This is a genomic window from Variovorax sp. 679 (assembly GCF_003952185.1).
Lineage (GTDB): Bacteria > Pseudomonadota > Gammaproteobacteria > Burkholderiales > Burkholderiaceae_C > Variovorax.
On sequence record NZ_RXFS01000001.1, the window covers coordinates 672,514 to 693,696 of the forward strand.

Here is a 21,183-nt window from a genome sequence, read left to right on the forward strand (position 1 = left end):
TCCCTCGCAGACACGCACCGCCTCTCAACGCAGCAAAGCCTCCGTCCTCGCGGCGCGCGACCAGACGGCGATGGAAGAGCTCTTCAACGCGCTGAGCCATGGCCTGGGCCTTGCGCTGGCCATCGCCTCGCTGCCCATCCTGGTCTACAGCGCGGCCCAGAAGGGCCAGGCCGCGGGCGTGGTCGGCGCCAGCCTGTTCGCGGGCACGGCCATCGTGCTGTACCTGATCTCCACGCTGTACCACGCGCTGCCCATCGGCCGTGCCAAGGCCTGGTTCAACCGGCTGGACCATGCAGCCATCTACCTCTTCATCGCGGGCAGCTACATGCCCTTCGTGTTCGGCGTGCTGCGCGGCCCGCTGGGCTGGACGCTGTTCGGCGCCATCAGCGCGGCGGCGGCGCTGGGCGTGAGCGCCAAGCTGTTCAACCGGCTGCAGCATCCGCTGTGGTCGACCGGGCTCTACGTGGCGATGGGCTGGATGGCGCTGATGGCGGCCGTGCCGCTGTACGAGCGCATGTCGGCGGCGGGCCTGGGTTGGCTGGTTGCCGGCGGGCTGTTCTACACGGCCGGCGCGGTGGTGTTCCTGTTCGACAACAAGGTGCGCTTCGCCCATTCGGTGTGGCACCTGTTCGTGCTCGCTGGCAGCACCTGCCACTTCTTCGCCGTGCTCTGGCACGCACATGGGTAACTCCCCCAGGCTTCGCGCACTTCGTGTCGCTTCGCCAACCCCCTCACCGGCGGCAGCACCGGCGGCCCGGCAAAGCCGGTTCCGCGGCGCTCCGCGAAAAATCTCCGATCAATAGTGCGGAGGAAGTTCGTCGCGTGGGTTGCGTGCGGCGCCATCCTGACCTGAGCTCTGCATCTGCTCCTTCAGCTGCGTGACCTGCAAGATCAGCCTGTCGATCTGCTGCTGCTGGCGGTAGATCGTCATGTTCAGCTGGTCTAGCAGGTCTTCGGCGTAGCTCGACTTGATCTCGAGCTCGGTCACGCGTTCGGCAATGAGGTCGTGGGACGGGTTTTCCATGCCGCTATTGGACAGGAAGACCGCCCCACCCTTTGTGACGCCCGGCTTAGCGCCGCACCTTCGCCTCGAGCAGGTCGCCCATGCCGATGCGCTTCGCGAACTCGATGCGCACGCGTTCCGACACTTCGAACACCTCCGCCGCGCCGTCGCCCACGAAGTCGATCAGCGAACGCATAGGCCGCGTACCGGCGGGCAGGCCCACGATGCGCACGATCTCGTCGGCCACGGCCTACGGGTCGGCGTTGTCGGGCGTCAGCGCGGAGAGGCGTGCGCCGATCTGGTCCATCAGGCCGTCGTAGCGGGCGTATGCCGCCGCCGTGGTTGCATCGGCCGGCTTGCCCGCACTCGGGAAGTGGTCGGTGCCTCGGGTGAAGGCACCGGGCACGACGATGGAAGTCTCGACGCCGAAGCGCGCGATCTCGTAGGCCAGCGTGACGGCCAGCGAATCCATCGCCGCCTTGGCCGCGCCGTAGGGACCCATGAAAGGCGGAAAGCCGCCCTTGGTGGTGGTGCTGCTGATCCACAGCATCAGGCCCGACTCCTGCCTGCGCAGATGCGGCAGCACCGCGCGGTTCACGCGCTGCGCACCGAGCACGTTGGTGTCGAACACCTTCACGATCTCCTCGGGCGTGAAGGCTTCGGTCGGGCCGACCACCAGGTGGCCGGCGTTCTGCATCACCACGTCGATGTGGCCCTGCTCCCGCACGATGGTCGCGGCGGCCGCATCGGCCGATTCCTGCGAGAGCACGTCGAGTTCGAGCGGATGCAGCTGGATGTTCTTGGCCGCGGCGAGCGCGCGCAGTTCGGCGGCACGGCCGGCATTGCGACCCGCGATGTCGCGCATCGACGCGTAGACGACGTGCCCGGCCTCGGCCAGCGATTGCGCACTGAGCCTGCCGATGCCGGTGCCCGCACCGGTGACGAGGACGATCTGCTTTTGCATGAGTGATTTCTCCGTCTGATTCGTTTCGGATGGACGCTCGCCGCCCGTCAGGCCAGGCCACCGTTGGCGCGCAGGATCTGGCCGTTGACCCAGCCCGCATCGGGGCCGGCGAGGAACGAGACCACCGAGGCGATGTCCTCGGGCTGGCCCAGGCGCTGCAGCGGCGGCGCCTTCGCGAAGCTCTGGATCTGCTCCTCGGTCTTGCCGTCGAGGAAGAGCGCCGTGGCAATCGGCCCCGGCGCCACGGCGTTCACCGTGATGTTGCGGCCCCGCAGTTCCTTGGCGAACACCTGCGTGAAGGCTTCCACCGCCGCCTTGGTGGCGTTGTAGACCGCATAGCCCGGCAGGTTCAGCGCGAGCACCGTGCTCGAGAAGTTGACGATGCGCCCACCCTCGTTGAGGCGCCCGGCGGCCTCGCGCAGCGTGTTGAAGGTGCCGCGCACGTTGATGTCGAAGGTCTGGTCGTAGAGCGCGTCGGTGTGCTCGGCCAGCGGCTGGGTCTTGAGCACGCCCGCGTTGTTGACCAGCACGTCGACCTTGCCGAACTGCGCCTCGACGGCGTCGAACATGGCGCGCACCTCTTGGGCGCTGGCCACGTCGGCCTTGACGGCCATGGCCTTGCCGCCCGCAGCCTGCAGTTCGGCCACGAGGGCCTCGGCCTGCGCCGGGCTCGACGCGTAGTTGACGGTGACCGCGAAGCCGTCCTTGGCGAGGCGCTGCGCGACGGCGGCGCCGATGCCGCGCGAGGCGCCGGTGACGATGGCGACCTTGGATTGGGATGAGTGGGTCATGGCTGTTCCTTCACAGTGGTGGTTGGTTGGTGAAGCGAATCTTCGATCGTTCCATTCAAAAGATAATCAACCGCCATTTGCCATTACCATTCCATTTACTTCAACAATAAAACCCGGCGACGCCAATGGACCGCTTCCAGGAAATGCAGGCCTTCGTGCGCATCGCCGAGCGCCAGAGCTTCACGCAGGCCTCCGAAGACCTGCAGATTCCCCGCGCGACCGTCACCAACCTGATCAAGCGCGTCGAACAGCGCATCGGCACCCGGCTGCTGGAGCGCACCACCCGCACCGTACGCCTCACGCAGGACGGCGAGGCCTACTACCGCCGCTGCGTACGGCTGCTGGCCGACGTGGAGGAGGCCGAGGGCCTGTTCCGCGACGCGGCGCCCAAGGGCCTGCTGCGCGTGAACCTGCAGGGCACGCTGGCGCGGCATTTCGTGGTGCCGGCGCTGCCGGGCTTCCTGGCCCGCTACCCCGAGCTGGAGCTGCACATCGGCGAGGACGACCGCCTCGTCGACCTGGTGCGCGAAGGCGTCGACTGCGTGCTGCGCGCGGGCACGCTGCAGGATTCATCGATGGTCGGGCGGCGCGTGGCGCTGCTGCCGCAGGTCACGGTCGCGAGCCCGGCCTACCTGGCGGCGCACGGCGAGCCCCGCAGCCCGGAGGAATTGGCATCGCACCGCGCCATCCACTACATCTCCAGCGCCACGGGCAAGGCGGTGCCGCTCGAATTCACCGTCGATGGGCGGGTGACGAGCGTGCAGCTCGGCGGCATCGTCTCGGTGACCGGCGCCGACCTGTACACCGGCTCGGCCGTCGCCGGCCTGGGGCTGGTGCAGGTGCCGCGCTACCGCGTGGCCGCAGAGCTGGCGGACGGTCGGCTGAAGGTGCTGCTGCCCGGCTTCGCGCCGCCGCCGATGCCGGTCTCGGTGCTCTATGCGCAGAACCGGCAGCTGTCGTCGCGCGTGCGCGTGTTCACGCAGTGGCTGCGCGACATCTTCGAGGCGGCCGAAGCAGCCTGAATCAACAGGCCGTCGACTCCAGCGCCACGGTGCCGGCCTCGGCGTGCGTCTCGCCGCGCAGGAAAGCGAACACGACGATTGCCGTGAGCACCGTCACGCCGGCCAGCACGTACAGCAGCGTGCCGAACGCCGCGCCATAGGCATGCAGCAGCCCCGCGCGGTCCATGCCGGGCAGCAGGGCCAGCGCTTGCGAGAGGTTTCCGGTGGTCACGCGTTGCGCCGCTTGCGACGCGGCAGCGACATTGCCCAGCTGCGCCGTTACCAACGCAGTCAGCCCGGCGCCGACCAGCGCCAGCGCAATGCCCTCCCCCGCCACCCGCACCGTGTTGAAGATGCCCGATGCCATGCCCGCGCGCTCGCGCGGCACCACGCTCACGGCCAGCCCGTCCATCAGGCCCCAAGGCAGCCCGATGCCGGCGCCGATCAGCAGCAGCGGCCACACCATCCCGGCGAGCGGCGTGCCCGGCGCACAGCGGCTGAGCCAGAACAGCCCGACAGCACACACCAGCAGCCCCACGGCCGAGATCGCGCCCGCCGAGAACCGGTGCGCCAGCGACGCCGCCAGCGTCGGCACGACGAGGATCGGCCCCGAGAGCGCGAACATGAAAGCCCCCGCCTCGATCGCGCTGCGCCCTTCCAGTCCGATGAAGCGGATCGGCAGCAGCACCAGCAGCACGACAAATCCGTAGGCCGGCGCGGCGGCCAGCAACTGCACGCCCACGAAGCGCGGGAAGCGGAACAGCGTCAGATCGAGCATCGGGTTCGCCACGCGCCGCTCGATGGCGACGAAGGCTGCACCCATCGCCGCCGCGCCTGCCAACGCGCCGAGCACCCACGGGCTGCCCCAGCCGCTGTCGGGCGCCTGCAGCACGCCCAGCGTCAGCAGGCTCAATGCGGCAGTGAAGGTGACGGTGCCCGGCATGTCGAGCCCCATGGCGTCCGGATTGCGCGACTCGACCATGCTCGGCGCAGCGATGCACAACGCAAGAAGGCTGACTGCGCCGGGGCTCAGCATCACCGACTGCCAGCCGAAGCTCTCCGCGAGCCAGCCCGAGAGGATGGAGCCGCACGACAGCCCCACGCCGAACGAAGTGCCGATCAGACTGAAGGCCCGTGTGCGCGCCGCGCCGTCGAACATCTGCGCCAGCGCCGCCGTGCCCGCAGCGAAGGCCGCGGCCGAGCCCAGCCCCTGCAGCGCGCGCGCCACGTCGAAGGCCACGATGCCCGGCGCCAGGGTCAGCAGAGAAGCGCTCAGCGCCACCACCGCGAGCCCCAGCAGGAACACACGCTTGCGGCCATAGGCATCGGCCAGTGCCCCGGCCGCCATCAGCGTGGCGCCGAAGCTCAGCATGAAGGCGTTGGTCACCCAGTTGAGCTGCACCGGACTGCCGCCCAGCGCGTCGCGGATCGCCGGTAACACCACCGCCGGGCCGGTGAAGCTCAGCGGCATGCCCAGCGCCGCCAGGCAGACGGCGGCCAGAAGCCAGTTTCTGGAGGAAGACGGGGACATCGGGAGCGTGCTTTCGCGGAAGGTGGAAAAGGAAGGCCCGAAGATAGAAAGGAATCAATGCGATGAGAATTGCCCCATTGCTCCTCACACTCCCAACCAAAGGTTGCCAATCCATGGACAGCTTCAGCGGACTCGAATCCTTCGTGCGGGCGGCCGACCAACTGAGCTTTGCCAAGGCGGGACGGCAACTGGGCATCTCGGCCTCGGCCGTCGGCAAGAACGTCGCGCGGCTCGAACAGCAGCTCGGCGTGCGGCTCTTCAACCGCACCACCCGCCACACGCGGCTGACGCAGGAAGGCGCGCTCTTCCACGAGCGCTGCCGCCGCATCCTCGACGAGCTGGACGACGCGCGGGCCATGATGCAGGACGCCGTTGCCGCCCCACGCGGCCGCCTGCGCGTGAGCCTGCCGACCATCGGCTACCGTTTTTTGCTGCCGATCCTGCCGGCCTTCAGGGAGCGCTACCCCGAGATCGAGCTCGACCTCGACTTCAACGACCGGCTGGTCGACGTGATCGCCGAGGGCGTCGACGTGGCGATCCGCAGCGGCGAACTGGTCGACTCGCAACTGGTGGCGCGCCGGCTCGGCCCGTTCCGCTTCGTGTTGGTGGCCTCTCCGGCCTATCTGGAGCGTCACGGCGTGCCACAGACCCCGGCCGACCTCGCGCGACACGCCTGCCTGCGCTACAAGTTCGTCACCGGTGGCCGCATCGAGGACTGGGATCTGCCCGGCCTGCCCACCCAACTGCCGCCCGGCCTGCTGTGCAACAACATGGAAGCCATGCTGGGCGCGGCAGTGGCCGGCCTCGGCGTGGCCTACATGCCCGACTTCCTCGCGCGCGATTCGCTGTGCCGCGGCGAGTTGCAGCGCGTGCTGGCCACGCACCTCGTGCGACAGGGCCAGTTCTCGGCGCTGTGGCCGTCGAGCCGACAGCTGTCGCCGAAGGTGCGGGCGTTCGTGGACTTCGCGGGGGAGCACATGTTCAAAGAGGAGGACATGTCGCCCTAGCCTTGCCTCCGGTCGGCTCGGACCGAGTTCAGACCACAATGAATTCGAGCGATCACAACCTCAGGGAGGAGCGCCATGAATTTCTCGACTCACTTCAAACCCATCAGCTACTTCAAGAACCATGCCGCGGACATCGTGAAGACGTTGTCCGATACCCGAGCCCCCTTGTTCATCACCCAGAACGGCGAAGCCAGACTCGTCGTGATGGATGTCAATTCCTACGAGGAGCGCGAAGCCACGCTCGCGCTTCTCAAGATCCTGGTACTTGGTAATCACGCAATCGAGCAGGGCCAGTTCCGCTCGGTGAAAAACGTATTCGCGGACCTGGATCGGCAGGCCGCAGAACGAGAAGAAAACGCGAAATGAGGGCCGTGCTCCCGCAGTCCGCGGAGTACAACCTAAAGAATCTGCTCATGCGGCGCACGGTCGGCGCCGCATGAATTCAGGCTGGCACTGAGAGCGCCGTCCGTCAGGCGACCTCTGCCGGCTGCTCTGCCTGTGGGCTCACAGCGGCCGATTGTTCTTCGACGCGTTGCACCACCGGTGCCTCGACAGGTACAACGGCCACGGCGACCGGCGCCACAGGCTCGGCGAGCTTGGTGCTTTCGGCAACCACCGGTTTCGCAGGCGCAGGTGCCACGGGTGCCAGCACTTCCGCAGGCGCGACGGCCTGTGCTGCCACTGCAACAGGCGCCGCTTCTGCAGGCTTGGCGCTCTCCACGACGACTGGCTCTACCGCCTCAGGCTTGACTGCCTCGGCCTTTGCAGGAGCGGCAGCTTTCGCCGGCTCAGGCATCGCGGGTGCCGGCGCGGCCACTGCGACGGGTGCTGCTTCCATTGGCCTGGCGCTTTCCACGACAAGGGACTTTGCAGGTTCGGCCTTGACCGATTCAGGCTTCGCCGCCTCGGCGGACTTGGCCGACTTCGCAGGCTTCGCGGGCGCGGGCTTCACCGGTTCCTGCGTCGCCACAACCGGCTTCGAGGCCTCCACCTTCACCGGCTCGCTCACCATCCGGCTCAGCGCCAGCGCAGCCTTCAGCGGGAACAGCGTGCGCTCGTCGCCCTCCGCCGCATTGCTCACCATGGTGCCGCCGACTTCATCGAGGCTGGCCGTGCGCACCGCATCGAGCCGGTGCACGGGCACCATGAACGGCGAATGCGTGGTGTAGACGATCTGGTTGCCGAAGTCCTTCTCCAGGTGCGCCAGCAGGTCGGCCTGCGAATGGGGGTGCAGGTGCAGGCCGGGCTCGTCCAGCAGCAGCACGGCGTCTTCGGCGTTGCCGCCCCGGGTGTCGGCGAAGAAAGCGACGTAGAACGAGAAGAACCACTGGAAGCCGCGGCTGCGCTCTTCCAGGTTCACCTCGACCTCGTAGGCGGCGTTCGGGTCCGACACCAGCGTGTCGAGGTACTGGCCGTCGAGGTTGAAACGGACCTTCAGCGCACGGTCTTTCCAGATGCGGCGGATCTCGGCCGTCACCACCGAGCCGGCGCGATTGACGAGCTGGTTGCGCGTGGCCTGGTCGTTCTTTTCCAGCAGGGCCTGCAGTTGCCGCAGGTCGAGCCCGGCGACCTTGCACAGCCTGCCGAAGCTCTGCTGCTCGGGCGTGAGCTGGCCCCAGCCCTCGCGCCCCAGGTACTCGGCGATGTTCTGGCGGCCGGGCAGCGCCGGGTATTCGTCGACGTAGACGAAACGCGGCAGCTTGCCGATCACCCATTCCTGCGCACGCTCCAGCGCCGGTGCATCGTTGGCGATGGAAAGCGCGGTTTCCTCCAGCTCGGCGAGCATCTGGTCCTGCTTGTCGCTCAGCTCGGCGCCCGCCACGGCCAGCGCCTTGCGCAGGGCCTGGGCCGCCTTGATGGCGCCCGCCGACCACTTGATGTAGTCGGGGCTCATGATCATCGCGGCGTCGAAGACGTCGGCTTCCTGCTCGAGCGCGGCCTTCGCGGCCTCATCGGCGACCTTCTCGCCGGCCGCCTTCACGGCCGGTACGATCTTGCGAACCTTGGCCTTGGTGTCGCTCACGTCGAGCGACAGGGCGCCAAGCCCTTCGAATCCGGCCGAGCGGATGGCGGCATAGCCCCGGCTCGCGGTGACGTGGCGCACGCCCGCCGCGCGCGGCAGGATCTCCACCAGCTCGGCCTGCTCGCTCTCGTCGAGGCTCCAGCGCGTGAAGACGACCGGGGTCTCGCCAGTGCACTCTTCCAGGCGCCGGTGGCGCGGAAAGTCCTTGATGGGGCTGAGTTCGGCAATGCCTTCAGCGGGGTTCAGGCTGTGGAGCGCACGCAGCAGGTTCGATTTGCCGCTGTCATTCCGGCCGAGGATCGTCGTGATCTGCGTGGAGTCGATGAGGCCGCTGTCGTTGATCGAGCGAAAGTTGGTGATCTGGAATGACGCCAAGCGCATGCAGGAATTTCTCTTCTCTGAAATGAATACGGGGCCGGGGAATGTATTGCATTCCACGGCCCCGTCCGGCCCGAGGCCGAAGAAAAAAATTGCTTCCGGTCGCTTCTACTCGGCGGCGCGGCGCAGCGTGTCGACCACCGGCCGGCGCAGCACTTCGCGCAGGCCCCACCACCCGGCGCCGAGTGCCAGCACCGCGCCAGCCAGCGCGCCCGCCACCGGCACTACCGGCGAGGCGGTCCAGGTGAACTCGAACACATAGCGCGCCAGCCCCCAGCCGATCACCGAAGCCACGATGCTCGCGAGGAAGCCCGCGAGCAACCCCACGCCCGCCAGCTCGGCGCGCTGCACCTGCCGCAGCAGGCTGGCGCGCGCGCCCACCGCGCGCATCACCGCGAACTCGCGCGCGCGCTCCTCGCGGGTGGCCGTCACGGCGGCGAACAAGACCACGAGGCCGGCCGCGAGCGTGAAGCCGAACAGGAACTCGACCGCGCGGATCACCTGTTCGAGCACGCGCTGCACCTGGTTGATGGTGGCGCTCATGTCGACATTGGTCACGTTCGGGTAGCTGCGCACCAGCGCGTTGTCGAAGCCTCGCGTCTCGGGCGCGCGGAAGGCGCCCATGTAGGTGGTGGGCACGTCGGCCAACGAGGCCACCGTGTACATCACGAAGAAGTTGGCGTGCATCGAGCCCCAGTCGACCTTGCGCAGCGAGGTGATGCGCGCCTCGTTCTGCATGCCGCCGATGTCGAAGCGCAGCATGTCGCCCATCTTCAGGCCCAGCGTCTCGGCCAGGCCCTCTTCCACGCTCACCTCGCCCGTGGCGCCAGGCGTCCACTTGCCGGTGGTGATGCTGTTGTGCGCGGGCGCGTCCACACTGTTGCTGAGGTTGAACTCGCGGTCCACCAGCCGCTTGGCGCGATCCTCGGCGTAGTCGTCGGGCGTCACCGGCTTGTCGTTGATGGCCACGAGGCGGCCGCGGATCATCGGGTACCAGTCGAACTTGCCCACGCCCGCGTCGCGCAGCGACTTCTGGAAGGCCTCGCTCTGGTCGGGCATCACGTTGATGACGAAGCGGTTCGGCGCATCGGGCGGCGTGGCCTGGCGCCAGCTCGCGACGAGGTCGGTGCGCAGCAGCACGAGCAGCACCAATGCCAGCAGGCCGACCGAGAGCGCGCTGACCTGCACCACCGCGTACGCCGGCCGCGCCGAAATCTGCCGCGTCGCCAGCACCAGCCAGCGCGGCGCGGTCGCCTCGTTGACGCTGCGGCGCAGCACCTTCACCGCGAGCCAGCTCAGCAGCGCGAACACCGCCACCGCGCCCGCAAAGCCGCCGACGGCGATCAGGCCCAGCTTGATGTCGCTGCTCGCCGCCATCAAGAGCGCCGCGAAGCCCGCCACGCCCACACCGAGCACCGCGAGCGAGGCAGGCTTGAGCCCGCCCACATCGCGCCGAATCACGCGCAGCGGCGGCACGCGCGCCAGTTGCAGCACCGGCGGCAGGCCGAAGGCAAACAGAAGCGTGAGCCCCATGCCGAGACCGAAGGCCACGGGCCACAGCGTGGCCGCCGGCAGCGCGGTCTCGACCAGCCCCGCCAGCAGCAGCACGAACACGTAGTGCACCGCGAAGCCGATGGCCACGCCCAGCGCGCTGGCCACGATGCCGATCACCGCGAACTCGAAGGCATAGGCCATGGCGATGGTGCGCTGGCTCTGGCCGAGCACGCGCAGCATCGCGCAGTCGTCGAGATGGCTTGCCGCGAAGCCGCGCGCGGCCAGCGCCACGGCCACGGCCGACAGCAGCGCCGCGAGCAGCGCGACGAGGCTCAGGAATTTCTCGGCGCGGTCCAGCGTCTGGCGCATCTCGGGACGACCGCTCTCGAAGGAATCGAGCCGCACGCCGCGCAGCTCGCCCTTCTTGATGGTGGCGTCGGCCCAGTCGGTAAAGCGCTTGACCGCAGCGTCGCTGCCGGCCACGGCATAGCGGTAGCCCACGCGGCTGGCGGGCTGCACGAGCCCGGTGCGGGCCACGTCGGCCTGGTTGAGCATCACGCGCGGCGAGAAGCTCATGAAGCCGGCGCCGCGATCGGGCTCCAGCGTGATGACGCGGCCGACGCGCAAGCCGGTGTCGCCCAGCAGCAAGGTGTCGCCGACCTTCAGGCCCAGCGAGTCGAGCAGCGAGGCATCGACCCAGGTCTCGCCCGGCGGAGGAATGTCCCGCGTGACAGCGCCGGCGCCGTCGAGCGTGGTCGATGTCTGCAGGCTGCCGCGCAGCGGATAGCCGGCGGTCACGGCCTTCAGCGCCACCAGCTTGCTGGCGCCGCCCTGCGCGTCCTCGGCCCGCGCCATGGTCGGAAAGCCGTAGGTGGAGGTGCCTTGGAGCCCCAGCGACTTCGCCTGCGCAACGAAGGCCTCGGGCGTCGGGTTGTCGCTGACGATCACCGCGTCACCACCCAGCAGCTGGCGCGCATCGCGCTTGAGCCCGCCCTGCAGGCGGTCGGCGAAGAAGCCGACGGCCGTGAGCGCGGCCACGGCCAGCAGCACGGCGACGATCAACAGGCGCAGCTCGCCGGCGCGCAGGTCGCGCCAGAGCGTGCGCCAACCCAGACGGAGGGAGGCGTTCATGCCGCGAACGATAGCCGACGCCCGGCGGCACGGCTGGATTCAAGGGTTATTGCGCCCTTTCGGGCCTTGATCCCGACATGATGCTGTCGCATGATGCGACAAACGCATCCCGTTTGTCGCAAACCGGGCACGCCCGGCAAGCGGAATACGAGGCCATAAAAACAGCCCGTTGCCGGACCCGTCCTTCCCACAAGGAGTGTCGATGCCACGAAGTCAGCAGCGCTTGCAGATCATCGGCCTGTGCCTGGCCGCGGGCCTGCTGGCGAGTGCCTGCGATCCCAAGCCGCCCGCGCCAAAGGCCGGCGCCGGAACGACCGGAGCGAGCCCGACGGGCATCGCGCCCGCCGAATCGGGTGACAAGGTCGAATCCTCCTCGTCCCATAAGGGCCCCTCCGAGGGAGGCGCGGCCGTGGGCGGCATGAGCGGGCCGGGGGGCACCGGTTCTTCCGGCGGCGCGGCGCCCGCGCCCAGCGGAGGCGACGGCACGGCGCCGAAGTAGCGCGGCCCGCCAGGTTCATTCGAGTTATCCCGCAAGAAGAAAAGAAGACCACGATGAAACACCCCACCACTTCACCGCTGCAGGAGGTTCCGTCATGGACATGAACCGCCGGCAATTCTTCCGCGTCAGCAGCGCGGGGCTGGTCGGCTCCAGCATCGTGGCACTCGGCTTCTCGCCGACCGCCGCGCTGGCCGAGGCCCGCAACTTCAAGCTCGCGCGCACCACCGAGACCCGCAACACCTGCCCGTACTGCTCGGTGGGCTGCGGGCTCATCATGTACAGCCTGGGCGACAAGGCGAAGAACGTGGTGTCCGACATCCTCCACATCGAGGGCGATGCCGACCACCCCGTGAATCGCGGCACGCTGTGCCCCAAGGGCGCGGGCCTGCTCGACTTCGTGCACAGCCCCATGCGGCTGAAGTACCCCGAGGTGCGCGAAGCCGGCAGCACCGAGTGGAAGCGCATCGGCTGGGACGAGGCGCTCGACCGCATCGCGAAGCTGCTGAAGGCCGACCGCGACGCCAACTTCCAGACCACCAACGCCGACGGCAAGACCGTGAACCGCTGGACCAGCTCCGGCATGCTCTGCGCCTCGGCCTCGTCCAACGAAACCGGATACATCACGCACAAGGCATTCCGCTCGACCGGAATGCTGGTGTTCGACAACCAGGCACGCGTCTGACACGGACCCACGGTGGCCAGTCTGGCCCCGACGTTCGGCAGAGGCGCGATGACCAACCACTGGCAGGACATCCAGAACGCGGATGTCGTGCTGATCATGGGCGGCAACGCCGCGGAGGCGCATCCGTGCGGCTTCAAGTGGGTCATCGAGGCCAAGAAACAGAACAAGGCAAGGCTGGTCGTGGTCGACCCGCGTTTCACGCGCTCGGCCGCCATGGCCGACTACTACGCACCGATACGCGCGGGCTCGGACATCGCGTTCCTCGCGGGGGTCATCAACTACCTGCTGGGCAACGACAAGATCCAGACCGAGTACGTCCGCAACTACACCAACGCGACCTTCATCGTCGGCCCCGACTACAAGTTCGAGGACGGCCTGTTCAGCGGCTACAACGCCGAGAAGCGCAACTACGACCCCAAGTCGTGGGGCTACGCGCTCGACGAGCAGGGCATGGCCAAGGTCGACATGACCATGCAGGACCCGCAATGCGTGCTGCAGGTGATGAAGCGGCACTACGCGCGCTACACGCCCGACATGGTGAGCCGCATCACCGGCACGCCGAAAGACAAGTTCCTCAAGGTCTGCGAGTACATCGCGAGCACCAGCACCTCCCAGCGCACCATGACCATCATGTACGCGCTGGGCTGGACGCAGCACAGCCAGGGCTCGCAGATGATCCGCACAGGCGCCATCGTGCAGCTGCTGCTGGGCAACATCGGCGTGCCGGGCGGCGGCATGAACGCGCTGCGCGGCCACAGCAACATCCAGGGCCTGACCGACCTGGGGCTGCTGTCGAACTCGCTGCCCGGCTACTTGTCGCTGGCGCGTGACAGCGAGCAGTCGCTGGAGGTCTACTACAAGACCCGCGCACTGAAGCCGCTGCGCCCCAACCAGATGAGCTACTGGCAGAACTACCCGAAGTTCTTCGTCAGCATGCAGAAGGCTTGGTGGGGCAACGCGGCCACGGCCGAGAACGAGTGGGCCTTCCACTACCTGCCGAAGATCGACAAGCTCTACGACGTGCTGCAGGCCTTCGAGCTCATGAACCAGGGCAAGCTCAACGGCTACATCTGCCAGGGCTTCAACCCGGTGGGCTCGTTCCCGGACAAGAAGAAGATCGTCGACGGGCTCTCGAAGCTCAAGTTCCTCGTCACCATCGATCCGCTGATGACGGAGACCAGCGAGTTCTGGCGCAACTTCGGCGAGTTCAACGACGTCAAGACCGCCGACATCCAGACCACGGTGTTCCGCCTGCCCTCGACCTGCTTCGCCGAGGAAGACGGCTCGCTCACCAACTCCAGCCGCTGGCTGCAGTGGCACTGGAAGGGCGCGGAGCCGCCGGGCGAGGCCAAGGGCGACATCGAGATCGTCGCGGGCATCTTCAACCGCATCCGCGCGGCCTACGCGAAGGACGGCGGCACGTACCCCGACCCGATCGTCAACCTCACCTGGCCCTACAAGATTCCGCACTCGCCCTCCGCGCAGGAACTGGCGATGGAATACAACGGCCGCGCCATCACCGACCTGCTCGACCCGAAGGACCCGACCAAGCCGCCGACCGCCAAGGCCGGCGAGCAGCTTTCGGGCTTCGGCCTGCTGCGCGACGACGGCACCACGTCGAGCGGCTGCTGGATCTACGCCGGCGCCTGGACGCAGGCCGGCAACCAGATGGCCCGGCGCGACAACGCCGACCCGTACGGCATCGGCATGGTGCAGAACTGGGCGTGGGCGTGGCCTGCGAACCGGCGCATCCTCTACAACGGCGCCTCCACCGATCCGGCCACCGGCAAGCCGTGGATCGCGAAGCGCCGGCTGGTCGCATGGGACGGCGCCAAGTGGGCCGGCTCCGACGTGCCCGACATCCGGCCCGACGCGAACCCCACGGATGCGGAGGCCGTACGCCCCTTCATCATGACGGCTGAGGGCGTGGCGCGGCTCTTCGCCCCCACCGGCATGGCCGAAGGACCGCTGCCCGAGCATTACGAGCCCTTCGAGTCGCCGCTGGTCAACAACCTGATGCACCCGAACAACGAGAAGGCGCGCGCCAACCCCGCGGCACGCATCTTCAAGGGCGACCTCGAGCGCCTCGGCGTGCCGAAGGACTTCCCGTACGTGGCAACCAGCTACCGGCTCACGGAGCACTTCCACTACTGGACCAAGAACGTGCGCACCTCGGCCATCATCCAGCCGCAGCAGTTCGTCGAGATCGGCGAGGAGCTCGCGAAGGAGAAGGGCATCGGCCACGGCGACATGGTGAAGGTGTCGAGCAAGCGCGGCTTCATCAAGGCCGTGGCGGTGGTGACCAAGCGCATCGTCGGGCTGCAGGTCGACGGCCGCACCGTGCACACGGTGGGGCTGCCGAACCACTGGGGCTTCGTGGGCGTGGCCAAGCCCGGGTATCTGGTGAACACGCTGACGCCCTTCGTGGGCGACGCGAACACGCAGACGCCCGAGTACAAGTCGTTCACGGTCAACATCGAGAAGGCATAAGGCAATGTCGTCCCTTCAAACCCTCGACATCGCCGCCCGCTCGGCCACGACCACGCCGTCGCCGGAGATCCGCCATCGCCCGCAGGTTCAGCCGCTCGCGAAGCTGATCGACGTGTCGGCCTGCATCGGCTGCAAGGCCTGCCAGGTCGCGTGCATGCAGTGGAACGACCTGCGCGACGAGATCGGCACCACGCACGGCACCTACGACAACCCGGTCGACCTCACGCCGGCCTCCTGGACGGTGATGAAGTTCTCCGAGGTCGAGCCCGAGGCCGGCAAGCTCGAATGGCTGATCCGCAAGGACGGCTGCATGCACTGCGACGACCCCGGCTGCCTGAAGTCGTGCCCCTCGCCGGGCGCCATCGTCAAGTACGCCAACGGCATCGTCGACTTCATCAGCGAGCATTGCGTGGGCTGCGGCAACTGCGTCACCGGCTGCCCCTTCGACGTGCCGCGCATCAGCAAGGTCGACAACAAGGCCTACAAGTGCTCGCTGTGCTCCGACCGCGTGGGCGTGGGCCTGGAGCCGGCCTGCGTGAAGGCCTGCCCCACCGGCGCGCTGCACTTCGGCACCAAGGAAGACATGCACGACTACGCCGCCGAGCGCATCGTCGACCTGAAGGAGCGCGGCTTCTCCAACGCCGGCGTGTACGACCCGGCGGGCGTGGGCGGCACGCATGTGATGTACGTGCTGCAGCATGCCGACCGGCCGGAGCTGTACGCCGACCTGCCGAAGGACCCGCACATCAGCCCGCTGGTGTCGCTGTGGAAGGGCGTTGCCAAGCCGCTCGCGATGGTCGCCATGATCGGCGCCGTGGTAGGCAGCTTCTTCCACTACATGAAGACCGGCCCCATCGAACCCAAGGACGAGCACCCCGACGCCGACCGCGACGGCAAGCCCGACGACGTGGTGGTGATCGAGGAGCCGCCGGCCTCGGCCCCGGCTCCGGCTTCTGCGCCGCCGTCCACCGCACCCCGCGCATGAGGAGAAGAACGCGATGACACGCTACTACCTTCGCCGCTACCGCGACGCCACGCGCATGAACCACTGGTTCGTCGCGATCATGTTCTTCGCCGCCGCACTCTCGGGCCTGGCCTTCTTCCACCCGAGCCTGTTCTTCCTGAGCACGTTGTTCGGCGGCGGGCCATGGACGCGCATCCTGCATCCCTTCATGGGCCTGCTGATGGTGCTGGGCTTCGTGTTCCTGTTCTTCACGATGTGGCGCGAGAACATCCTCGACAAGGGCGATCGCGAATGGCTCGGCAACGCGCCGAAGATGCTCAAGGGAGACAAGTCGAGCATGCCGCCGGTGGGCAAGTACAACGCCGGGCAGAAGCTGGTGTTCTGGGCCTTCGGCATCAGCCTGCTCCTGCTGCTGGTGACGGGCTTCATGTTCTGGAGCCCGTGGTTCGTCGGCTTCTTCCCGATCCTCGTGCGGCGCATCGCGGTGGTGGTGCACGCGGCCTCGGCCGTGGTGCTGATCCTCTCGGTCATCACGCACATCTATGCGGCGATCTGGGTCAAGGGCACGCTGCGCGCGATGACGCGCGGCACAGTCACCGAGGGATGGGCCAAGCTCAACCATCCCTTGTGGCATCGCAAAATGACGCGCGGTGAGTAAACAGACTCTCCCCCAGACTTCGCGCACTTCGTGTCGCTTCGCCAACCCCCTTCCGGGGGCGATACCTGCGGCCCGGCAAAGCCGGTTCCGCGGTATCCCGCGAACGACCCCGTCCGTGTACGGTCTGGGGCCAATCACGTATCGCAAATCGCGCGAATCGCTGTAGAGTCTTCTGAATGAGCAGTTCCACCGGCAGCCCTCCGCCGATCCGGACCACGCGCATCCTCGATCCCGAGCAGATCGCGATGCAGGCCGGACGGCAGATGCCGTTCCTGCGCCTGCCGGTGCGCTCCCTCGTGTTCTCCGACCGGCAATTGCGGCTGCGCCAGCTTGCAGCATCGCATCCGATGCGCGAGTACCTGATCTTCATCGCCGACCTCGCGCAGGCGCAGCACCAGGTGCTGCAGGACTACGCGCCGGTCGCGCTGCCCGAATCCGATGCGCTCGAAGCCGCGGCGAAGGTACTGAAGCCACCGATGCCCGCCTTCGGCTGGACACGCGATCCGGTCTGGCAGAAGGAGCTTCGCCGCCTGCTCGGCCTCTTCCGCGCCCGGCTGCCCGAAGGCCCCGCGCGCGACACGCTCGACCGCGTTGTAGCGGCCGATGCCGCGTGGATCGACGAGCAGGCCGACCGGCTCTCGCGCCGCATCATGTTCGGGCTCGATCTCGCAGCCGCGCCGTTGATCGCCGCCGGGCTGCAGGCCTACTGGACGCAACTGGTGCTGCAGGTGGCCGAGCGCGAGGGCGAAAACATCTACGGCCGTACCGATCCCGGCAACGAGTGCCCCTGCTGCGGCAGCGCACCCACGGCGAGCATCACGCGCATCGGCGCCGACGAGGCGGGCTTCCGCTACCTGCATTGCTCGCTGTGCGGCACCGAGTGGCACTACGTGCGCATCAAGTGCACGCACTGCGAAAGCACAAAGGGCATCCATTTCGAATCGTTGTCGCCGCAGCCCGGCGTAGAACTGCCTGCGACGGGCGCACGCGAAGGCGCGGTCAAGGCCGAGTGCTGCGACAGCTGCGGCCACTACCTCAAGCAGATCGCGATGGAGAAAGACCCCGAGGTGGAGCCCGTCGCCGACGACCTTGCGAGCGTCACGCTCGACCTGCTCGTTTCCGAAGCCGGCCACCAGCGCAGCGGCCACAACCTGATGCTGCTGTTCGGCGACCCCGAAATACCCGACGACGGCGGAGGCGGCTGATGGCAGCGCCCGAAGAGTCCGTGGTCCACGGCTCGACGGCAAGGCCCCAGGATCTGCCTTCTGTCGATCAACTGCTGCGCCTCGCCGTGCCGGGCGCGTTGCTGGCCGAGCACGGCCACACGCTGGTGGTGAAGGAGGCGCGCGCGCTGCTCGAAGGGCTTCGCGCGCAGGCGGTGGCAGGCAAGCTGATGGCAACCGAGGTGCAACACGAGGCACTCGGCAACGCACTTGCCGCACGCATCCAGGACCGCCTCGCACCGCGCATGAAGGCAGTGCTGAACCTCACCGGCACCGTCATCCACACCAACCTCGGCCGCGCACTGCTGGCCGACGCGGCGCTGCAGCGGCTGCTCGCGGTGATGACGTCACCCAACAACCTCGAGTACGACCTTGCCACCGGCAGCCGCGGCGATCGCGACTCGCTGGTGGAAGAGCTGCTGTGCACCATCACCGGTGCCGAAGCGGCCACGGTGGTCAACAACAACGCCGCCGCCGTGCTGCTCACCATCGCGGCATTGGCACGCGAGCGCGAGGTGATCGTCTCGCGCGGCGAGCTGGTCGAGATCGGCGGCGCCTTCCGCATGCCCGACGTGATGGCCAGCGCGGGCGCGCGCATGGTCGAGGTCGGCACCACCAACCGCACGCATCCGCAGGACTACGAACGCGCCATCAACGAGCGCACCGCGCTCGTGATGAAGGTGCATACCAGCAACTACGCGGTGCAGGGCTTCACTGCCGCGGTCGACGAAGCCACGCTCGCCGGCATCGCGCATGCGCGCGGCGTGCCGCTGGCCACGGACCTGGGCAGCGGCTCGCTGATCGACCTCGCGCATTACGGCCTGCCGCGCGAGCCGCTGCCGCAGGAGATGCTCGCGGCCGGCTGCGACGTGGTCACCTTCTCGGGCGACAAGCTGCTGGGCGGACCGCAGGCCGGGCTCATCGTGGGCAGCAAGGAGGCCGTGGGCCGCATCCGCAAGTTCCCGATGAAGCGCGCACTGCGCATGAGCAAGCTGCCGCTGGCCGCGCTCGAAGCCACGCTCTCGCTGTACCTGCGGCCCGAGCGCCTCGCGCAGGACCTGCCGACGCTGCGGCTGCTCACGCGGCCCGCCGACGCGATCCGCGAGATGGCCGAGTCGCTGAAGGCACCGATGCAGGCCGCCGTGTCGCCGCGCTTCACCGTCGAGGTGGTGCCGCTGCTCGGTCAGATCGGCTCCGGCTCGCTGCCGGTCGAACGACTGCCCTCGGCCGGCCTCGCGCTCGCGCCGGCCGGCACCTCGAGGAAAGGCATCGGCACCGCGCTCGACGCACTCGCCACAGCGCTGCGCGGCCTTCCGCTGCCGGTGATCGGCCGCATCGCGGAAGACCGCCTGCTGCTCGACCTTCGCTGCCTCGAGGACGGCGCGCCCTTCACCGCCCAATTGCCGCTGCTGCGCGAGCGCCTGCAATGATCATCGGCACCGCCGGCCACATCGACCACGGCAAGACCACGCTGGTGCGCGCGCTCACCGGCGTCGACACCGACCGGCTGCCGGAGGAGAAGCGGCGCGGCATCTCCATCGAGCTGGGCTATGCGTACCTGCACGCGCCCGACGACGTGTCGCTGGGATTCGTCGACGTGCCGGGCCACGAGCGGCTGCTGCACACCATGCTGGCTGGCGCCACGGGCATCGACCATGCGCTGCTGGTGGTGGCCGCCGACGACGGCGTGATGCCGCAGACGCGCGAACATCTGGCAGTGGTGGCGCTGCTGGGCGTGCGCGAGGCGACGGTGACCATCACCAAGATCGACCGCATCGACGAGGCCATGCGCGAGGCGCGGCTGGCCGAGGTGCGCGCGGACATCGCCGCGCTGCTGGTGCCCACGCCGCTGGCGGGAGCGCCCGTGCTCGCGGTGTCGGCGACGACGGGCGAAGGCATCGACGCGCTGCGCGAGCGCTTGCTCGGCGTGGCGCGCGACGAGCGTGCGCGCGAGGACGGTCTGGCCTTCCGGCTCGCCGTCGACCGCGCCTTCACGCTGTCGGGTGTCGGCACGGTGGTCACCGGCACGGTCTTCAGCGGCACGGTGCGCATCGGGGACGAACTCCGCGTGGTGCCCGGCGACCGTACGGTGCGCGTACGCGGCATCCACGCGCAGAACCAGAAGGCCGAGTCGGCACATGCGGGCCAGCGCTGCGCACTGGCGCTGGCCGGCGTCACCAAGGACGAGATGCATCGCGGCGACTGGGTCTGCGCGCCGGGCATCGCGCTCGCCACCGACCGCATCGACGTGCTGCTCACGCTGTGGCCCGACGAGGCCAAGCCGCTGCGCTCGGGTGCGACCGTGCATGCGCACCTCGGCGCGAGCGACGTGATGGCGTCGATCGCACTGCTGGACCGCGATGCGCTCGCGCCGGGCGAGACGGCATTTGCCCAGCTGGTGCTCAAGGAGGCGGTCGGCGCATGGCATGGCGATCGCGGCGTGCTGCGCGATGCATCGGCCACGCGCACCGTGGCCGGCGTGCGCATGCTCGACCCGTTCGCGCCGGTGCGCTATCGCCGCACGCCCGAGCGCCTGCGCACGCTGGCGGCCTGGGCCATCGACGACCGAGCCACTCGCGCAGCCGCGCTGCTGCACAACGCGCCGCTCGGAATCGACACTGGGCGAACTGCGCGTGCGCTCTCGCTGGCCGACGAAGCAGCGCTGCCGCTGCCCGGCGACGCGGTGCGCATCGAACACACGGCCATCGGGCAAGCGCATCTGGACGCGCTCGAAGAGCAGATCACCGGGCGCCTCGCGGACTTCCATCGCACGGCGCCCGATGAAGTCGGCCCCGACGCGCGCCGGCTCAAGCGGCTCGCCGGGCCGCGCACCGACGATTCGCTCTGGCGCCATGCGCTCGACGACCTGGTCGCGCGCGGCGCACTGGTGCGCAGCGGCACCTGGCTGCATCTGCCCGACCATGCTGCGCGCCTCGACGAGGCCGAGCAGAAGCTCGCGCAGAAGCTGCTGCCCAGGCTGGCAGACGGCGGCTTCGATCCGCCATGGGTGCGCGATCTTGCAAAGGACTGCGCAGTGAGCGAAGCGATGGTGCGGCAGACGCTCGCGAGCGTGGCGCGACGTGGCGAGGTCTTCCAGGTGGTGAAGGACTTGTACTATCCGCTGGCGACAGTCGAGCGGCTGGCGACCACTGCGCGGGATTGCCTCGACGGCCCTGAAGGGCTGCAGGCCGCGAGTTTTCGCGATGCAACCGGGTTGGGCCGCAAGCGCGCGATCCAGTTGCTGGAGTTTTTCGACCGCGTAGGCTTCACGCGGCGCGTGAAGGACGCTCACCTGCTGCGGCCCGACACGTCGTTGTTCGAGGCGAGGCCGTGAACAACGGAAA

At 68.4% G+C, this 21,183-nt stretch carries 16 protein-coding genes and 1 pseudogene; 11 read left to right on the forward strand and 6 right to left on the reverse strand.

Features of this window, described 5'->3' with window-relative positions; all coding sequences use genetic code 11:
- Nucleotides 1–70: 70 nt before the first annotated feature.
- Nucleotides 71–688 carry a hemolysin III family protein gene (locus tag EJO71_RS03115; RefSeq protein WP_125947402.1) on the forward strand — a complete coding sequence of 206 codons (618 nt, stop codon included), beginning with the start codon at nucleotides 71–73 and terminating at the stop codon, nucleotides 686–688.
- A gap of 108 nt (nucleotides 689–796) precedes the next feature.
- On the opposite strand, the gene EJO71_RS03125 is transcribed toward EJO71_RS03115, so the two are convergent.
- The 3 genes and pseudogenes from EJO71_RS03125 to EJO71_RS03135 form a co-directional block, all read right to left on the reverse strand.
- The gene (locus EJO71_RS03125) at nucleotides 797–1,024 is read right to left on the reverse strand and encodes a SlyX family protein (protein WP_019656666.1); all 228 of its coding nucleotides are present in this window, start codon (nucleotides 1,022–1,024) and stop codon (nucleotides 797–799) included.
- 46 nt (nucleotides 1,025–1,070) lie between these two features.
- Nucleotides 1,071–1,967 (reverse strand): annotated as a pseudogene (locus tag EJO71_RS03130) (SDR family NAD(P)-dependent oxidoreductase).
- Nucleotides 1,968–2,014: 47 nt separating this feature from the next.
- Nucleotides 2,015–2,758: an SDR family oxidoreductase gene (locus EJO71_RS03135; RefSeq protein ID WP_125946848.1), complete on the reverse strand. Its 744-nt coding sequence runs from the start codon at nucleotides 2,756–2,758 to the stop codon at nucleotides 2,015–2,017.
- A gap of 125 nt (nucleotides 2,759–2,883) precedes the next feature.
- On the opposite strand from EJO71_RS03135, the gene EJO71_RS03140 reads away from it, so the two are divergent.
- Entirely contained in the window at nucleotides 2,884–3,780 is an 897-nt protein-coding gene (locus EJO71_RS03140) for a LysR family transcriptional regulator (RefSeq protein ID WP_125946847.1), read from the forward strand.
- Nucleotide 3,781: 1 nt separating this feature from the next.
- Here the strand turns inward: EJO71_RS03140 and EJO71_RS03145 are convergent, their stop codons facing one another.
- Nucleotides 3,782–5,290 carry an MFS transporter gene (locus EJO71_RS03145; protein WP_125946846.1) on the reverse strand — a complete coding sequence of 503 codons (1,509 nt, stop codon included), beginning with the start codon at nucleotides 5,288–5,290 and terminating at the stop codon, nucleotides 3,782–3,784.
- Nucleotides 5,291–5,403: 113 nt separating this feature from the next.
- Between EJO71_RS03145 and EJO71_RS03150 the strand changes: the two genes are divergently transcribed.
- Together EJO71_RS03150 and EJO71_RS03155 are read left to right on the forward strand one after the other, a co-directional pair.
- Nucleotides 5,404–6,297 (forward strand): LysR family transcriptional regulator, encoded by an 894-nt coding sequence (locus EJO71_RS03150; protein WP_125946845.1) that lies wholly within the window; start codon nucleotides 5,404–5,406, stop codon nucleotides 6,295–6,297.
- 75 nt (nucleotides 6,298–6,372) lie between these two features.
- Entirely contained in the window at nucleotides 6,373–6,663 is a 291-nt protein-coding gene (locus EJO71_RS03155; RefSeq protein WP_125946844.1) for a type II toxin-antitoxin system Phd/YefM family antitoxin, read from the forward strand.
- 103 nt (nucleotides 6,664–6,766) lie between these two features.
- Here the strand turns inward: EJO71_RS03155 and EJO71_RS03160 are convergent, their stop codons facing one another.
- Together EJO71_RS03160 and EJO71_RS03165 are read right to left on the reverse strand one after the other, a co-directional pair.
- Nucleotides 6,767–8,701, reverse strand: a complete 1,935-nt coding sequence (locus tag EJO71_RS03160; protein WP_240651238.1) for an AAA family ATPase — start codon at nucleotides 8,699–8,701, stop codon at nucleotides 6,767–6,769.
- Nucleotides 8,702–8,806: 105 nt separating this feature from the next.
- Nucleotides 8,807–11,323, reverse strand: a complete 2,517-nt coding sequence (locus EJO71_RS03165) for an FtsX-like permease family protein (protein ID WP_125946843.1) — start codon at nucleotides 11,321–11,323, stop codon at nucleotides 8,807–8,809.
- Nucleotides 11,324–11,525: 202 nt separating this feature from the next.
- Between EJO71_RS03165 and EJO71_RS03170 the strand changes: the two genes are divergently transcribed.
- The 7 genes from EJO71_RS03170 to selB all read left to right on the forward strand — a co-directional run bounded on the left by EJO71_RS03170 (nucleotide 11,526) and on the right by selB (nucleotide 21,173).
- Nucleotides 11,526–11,822 (forward strand): hypothetical protein, encoded by a 297-nt coding sequence (locus tag EJO71_RS03170; protein WP_125946842.1) that lies wholly within the window; start codon nucleotides 11,526–11,528, stop codon nucleotides 11,820–11,822.
- Nucleotides 11,823–11,916: 94 nt separating this feature from the next.
- Complete coding sequence (fdnG, locus tag EJO71_RS03180) at nucleotides 11,917–14,994, forward strand: formate dehydrogenase-N subunit alpha (RefSeq protein ID WP_137860721.1); 3,078 nt, start codon at nucleotides 11,917–11,919, stop codon at nucleotides 14,992–14,994.
- A 4-nt stretch (nucleotides 14,995–14,998) separates the two neighbouring features.
- On the forward strand, nucleotides 14,999–15,979 hold the full coding sequence (gene fdxH, locus EJO71_RS03185; protein WP_125946839.1) for a formate dehydrogenase subunit beta: 981 nt from the start codon (nucleotides 14,999–15,001) through the stop codon (nucleotides 15,977–15,979).
- Nucleotides 15,980–15,992: 13 nt separating this feature from the next.
- Nucleotides 15,993–16,616 carry a formate dehydrogenase subunit gamma gene (locus EJO71_RS03190; RefSeq protein WP_125946838.1) on the forward strand — a complete coding sequence of 208 codons (624 nt, stop codon included), beginning with the start codon at nucleotides 15,993–15,995 and terminating at the stop codon, nucleotides 16,614–16,616.
- A 176-nt stretch (nucleotides 16,617–16,792) separates the two neighbouring features.
- Nucleotides 16,793–17,821, forward strand: coding sequence for a formate dehydrogenase accessory protein FdhE (fdhE, locus tag EJO71_RS03195; RefSeq protein ID WP_125946837.1), 1,029 nt, complete (start codon nucleotides 16,793–16,795; stop codon nucleotides 17,819–17,821).
- On the forward strand, nucleotides 17,821–19,269 hold the full coding sequence (selA, locus tag EJO71_RS03200; RefSeq protein WP_125946836.1) for an L-seryl-tRNA(Sec) selenium transferase: 1,449 nt from the start codon (nucleotides 17,821–17,823) through the stop codon (nucleotides 19,267–19,269). The genes fdhE and selA overlap by 1 nt, the downstream gene beginning before the upstream one ends.
- Nucleotides 19,266–21,173, forward strand: a complete 1,908-nt coding sequence (gene selB, locus EJO71_RS03205; RefSeq protein ID WP_125946835.1) for a selenocysteine-specific translation elongation factor — start codon at nucleotides 19,266–19,268, stop codon at nucleotides 21,171–21,173. The genes selA and selB overlap by 4 nt, the downstream gene beginning before the upstream one ends.
- The last annotated feature ends 10 nt before the right edge of the window (nucleotides 21,174–21,183 follow it).

Bases quoted from the DNA above. Each gene is read 5' to 3' on its own strand.
- EJO71_RS03115 (WP_125947402.1), top strand. From the start codon at position 71: ATGGAAGAGCTCTTCAACGCGCTGAGCCATGGCCTGGGCCTTGCGCTG.
- EJO71_RS03125 (WP_019656666.1), bottom strand. From the start codon at position 1,024: ATGGAAAACCCGTCCCACGACCTCATTGCCGAACGCGTGACCGAGCTC.
- EJO71_RS03135 (WP_125946848.1), bottom strand. From the start codon at position 2,758: ATGACCCACTCATCCCAATCCAAGGTCGCCATCGTCACCGGCGCCTCG.
- EJO71_RS03140 (WP_125946847.1), top strand. From the start codon at position 2,884: ATGGACCGCTTCCAGGAAATGCAGGCCTTCGTGCGCATCGCCGAGCGC.
- EJO71_RS03145 (WP_125946846.1), bottom strand. From the start codon at position 5,290: ATGTCCCCGTCTTCCTCCAGAAACTGGCTTCTGGCCGCCGTCTGCCTG.
- EJO71_RS03150 (WP_125946845.1), top strand. From the start codon at position 5,404: ATGGACAGCTTCAGCGGACTCGAATCCTTCGTGCGGGCGGCCGACCAA.
- EJO71_RS03155 (WP_125946844.1), top strand. From the start codon at position 6,373: ATGAATTTCTCGACTCACTTCAAACCCATCAGCTACTTCAAGAACCAT.
- EJO71_RS03160 (WP_240651238.1), bottom strand. From the start codon at position 8,701: ATGCGCTTGGCGTCATTCCAGATCACCAACTTTCGCTCGATCAACGAC.
- EJO71_RS03165 (WP_125946843.1), bottom strand. From the start codon at position 11,323: ATGAACGCCTCCCTCCGTCTGGGTTGGCGCACGCTCTGGCGCGACCTG.
- EJO71_RS03170 (WP_125946842.1), top strand. From the start codon at position 11,526: ATGCCACGAAGTCAGCAGCGCTTGCAGATCATCGGCCTGTGCCTGGCC.
- fdxH (WP_125946839.1), top strand. From the start codon at position 14,999: ATGTCGTCCCTTCAAACCCTCGACATCGCCGCCCGCTCGGCCACGACC.
- EJO71_RS03190 (WP_125946838.1), top strand. From the start codon at position 15,993: ATGACACGCTACTACCTTCGCCGCTACCGCGACGCCACGCGCATGAAC.
- fdhE (WP_125946837.1), top strand. From the start codon at position 16,793: ATGAGCAGTTCCACCGGCAGCCCTCCGCCGATCCGGACCACGCGCATC.
- selA (WP_125946836.1), top strand. From the start codon at position 17,821: ATGGCAGCGCCCGAAGAGTCCGTGGTCCACGGCTCGACGGCAAGGCCC.
- selB (WP_125946835.1), top strand. From the start codon at position 19,266: ATGATCATCGGCACCGCCGGCCACATCGACCACGGCAAGACCACGCTG.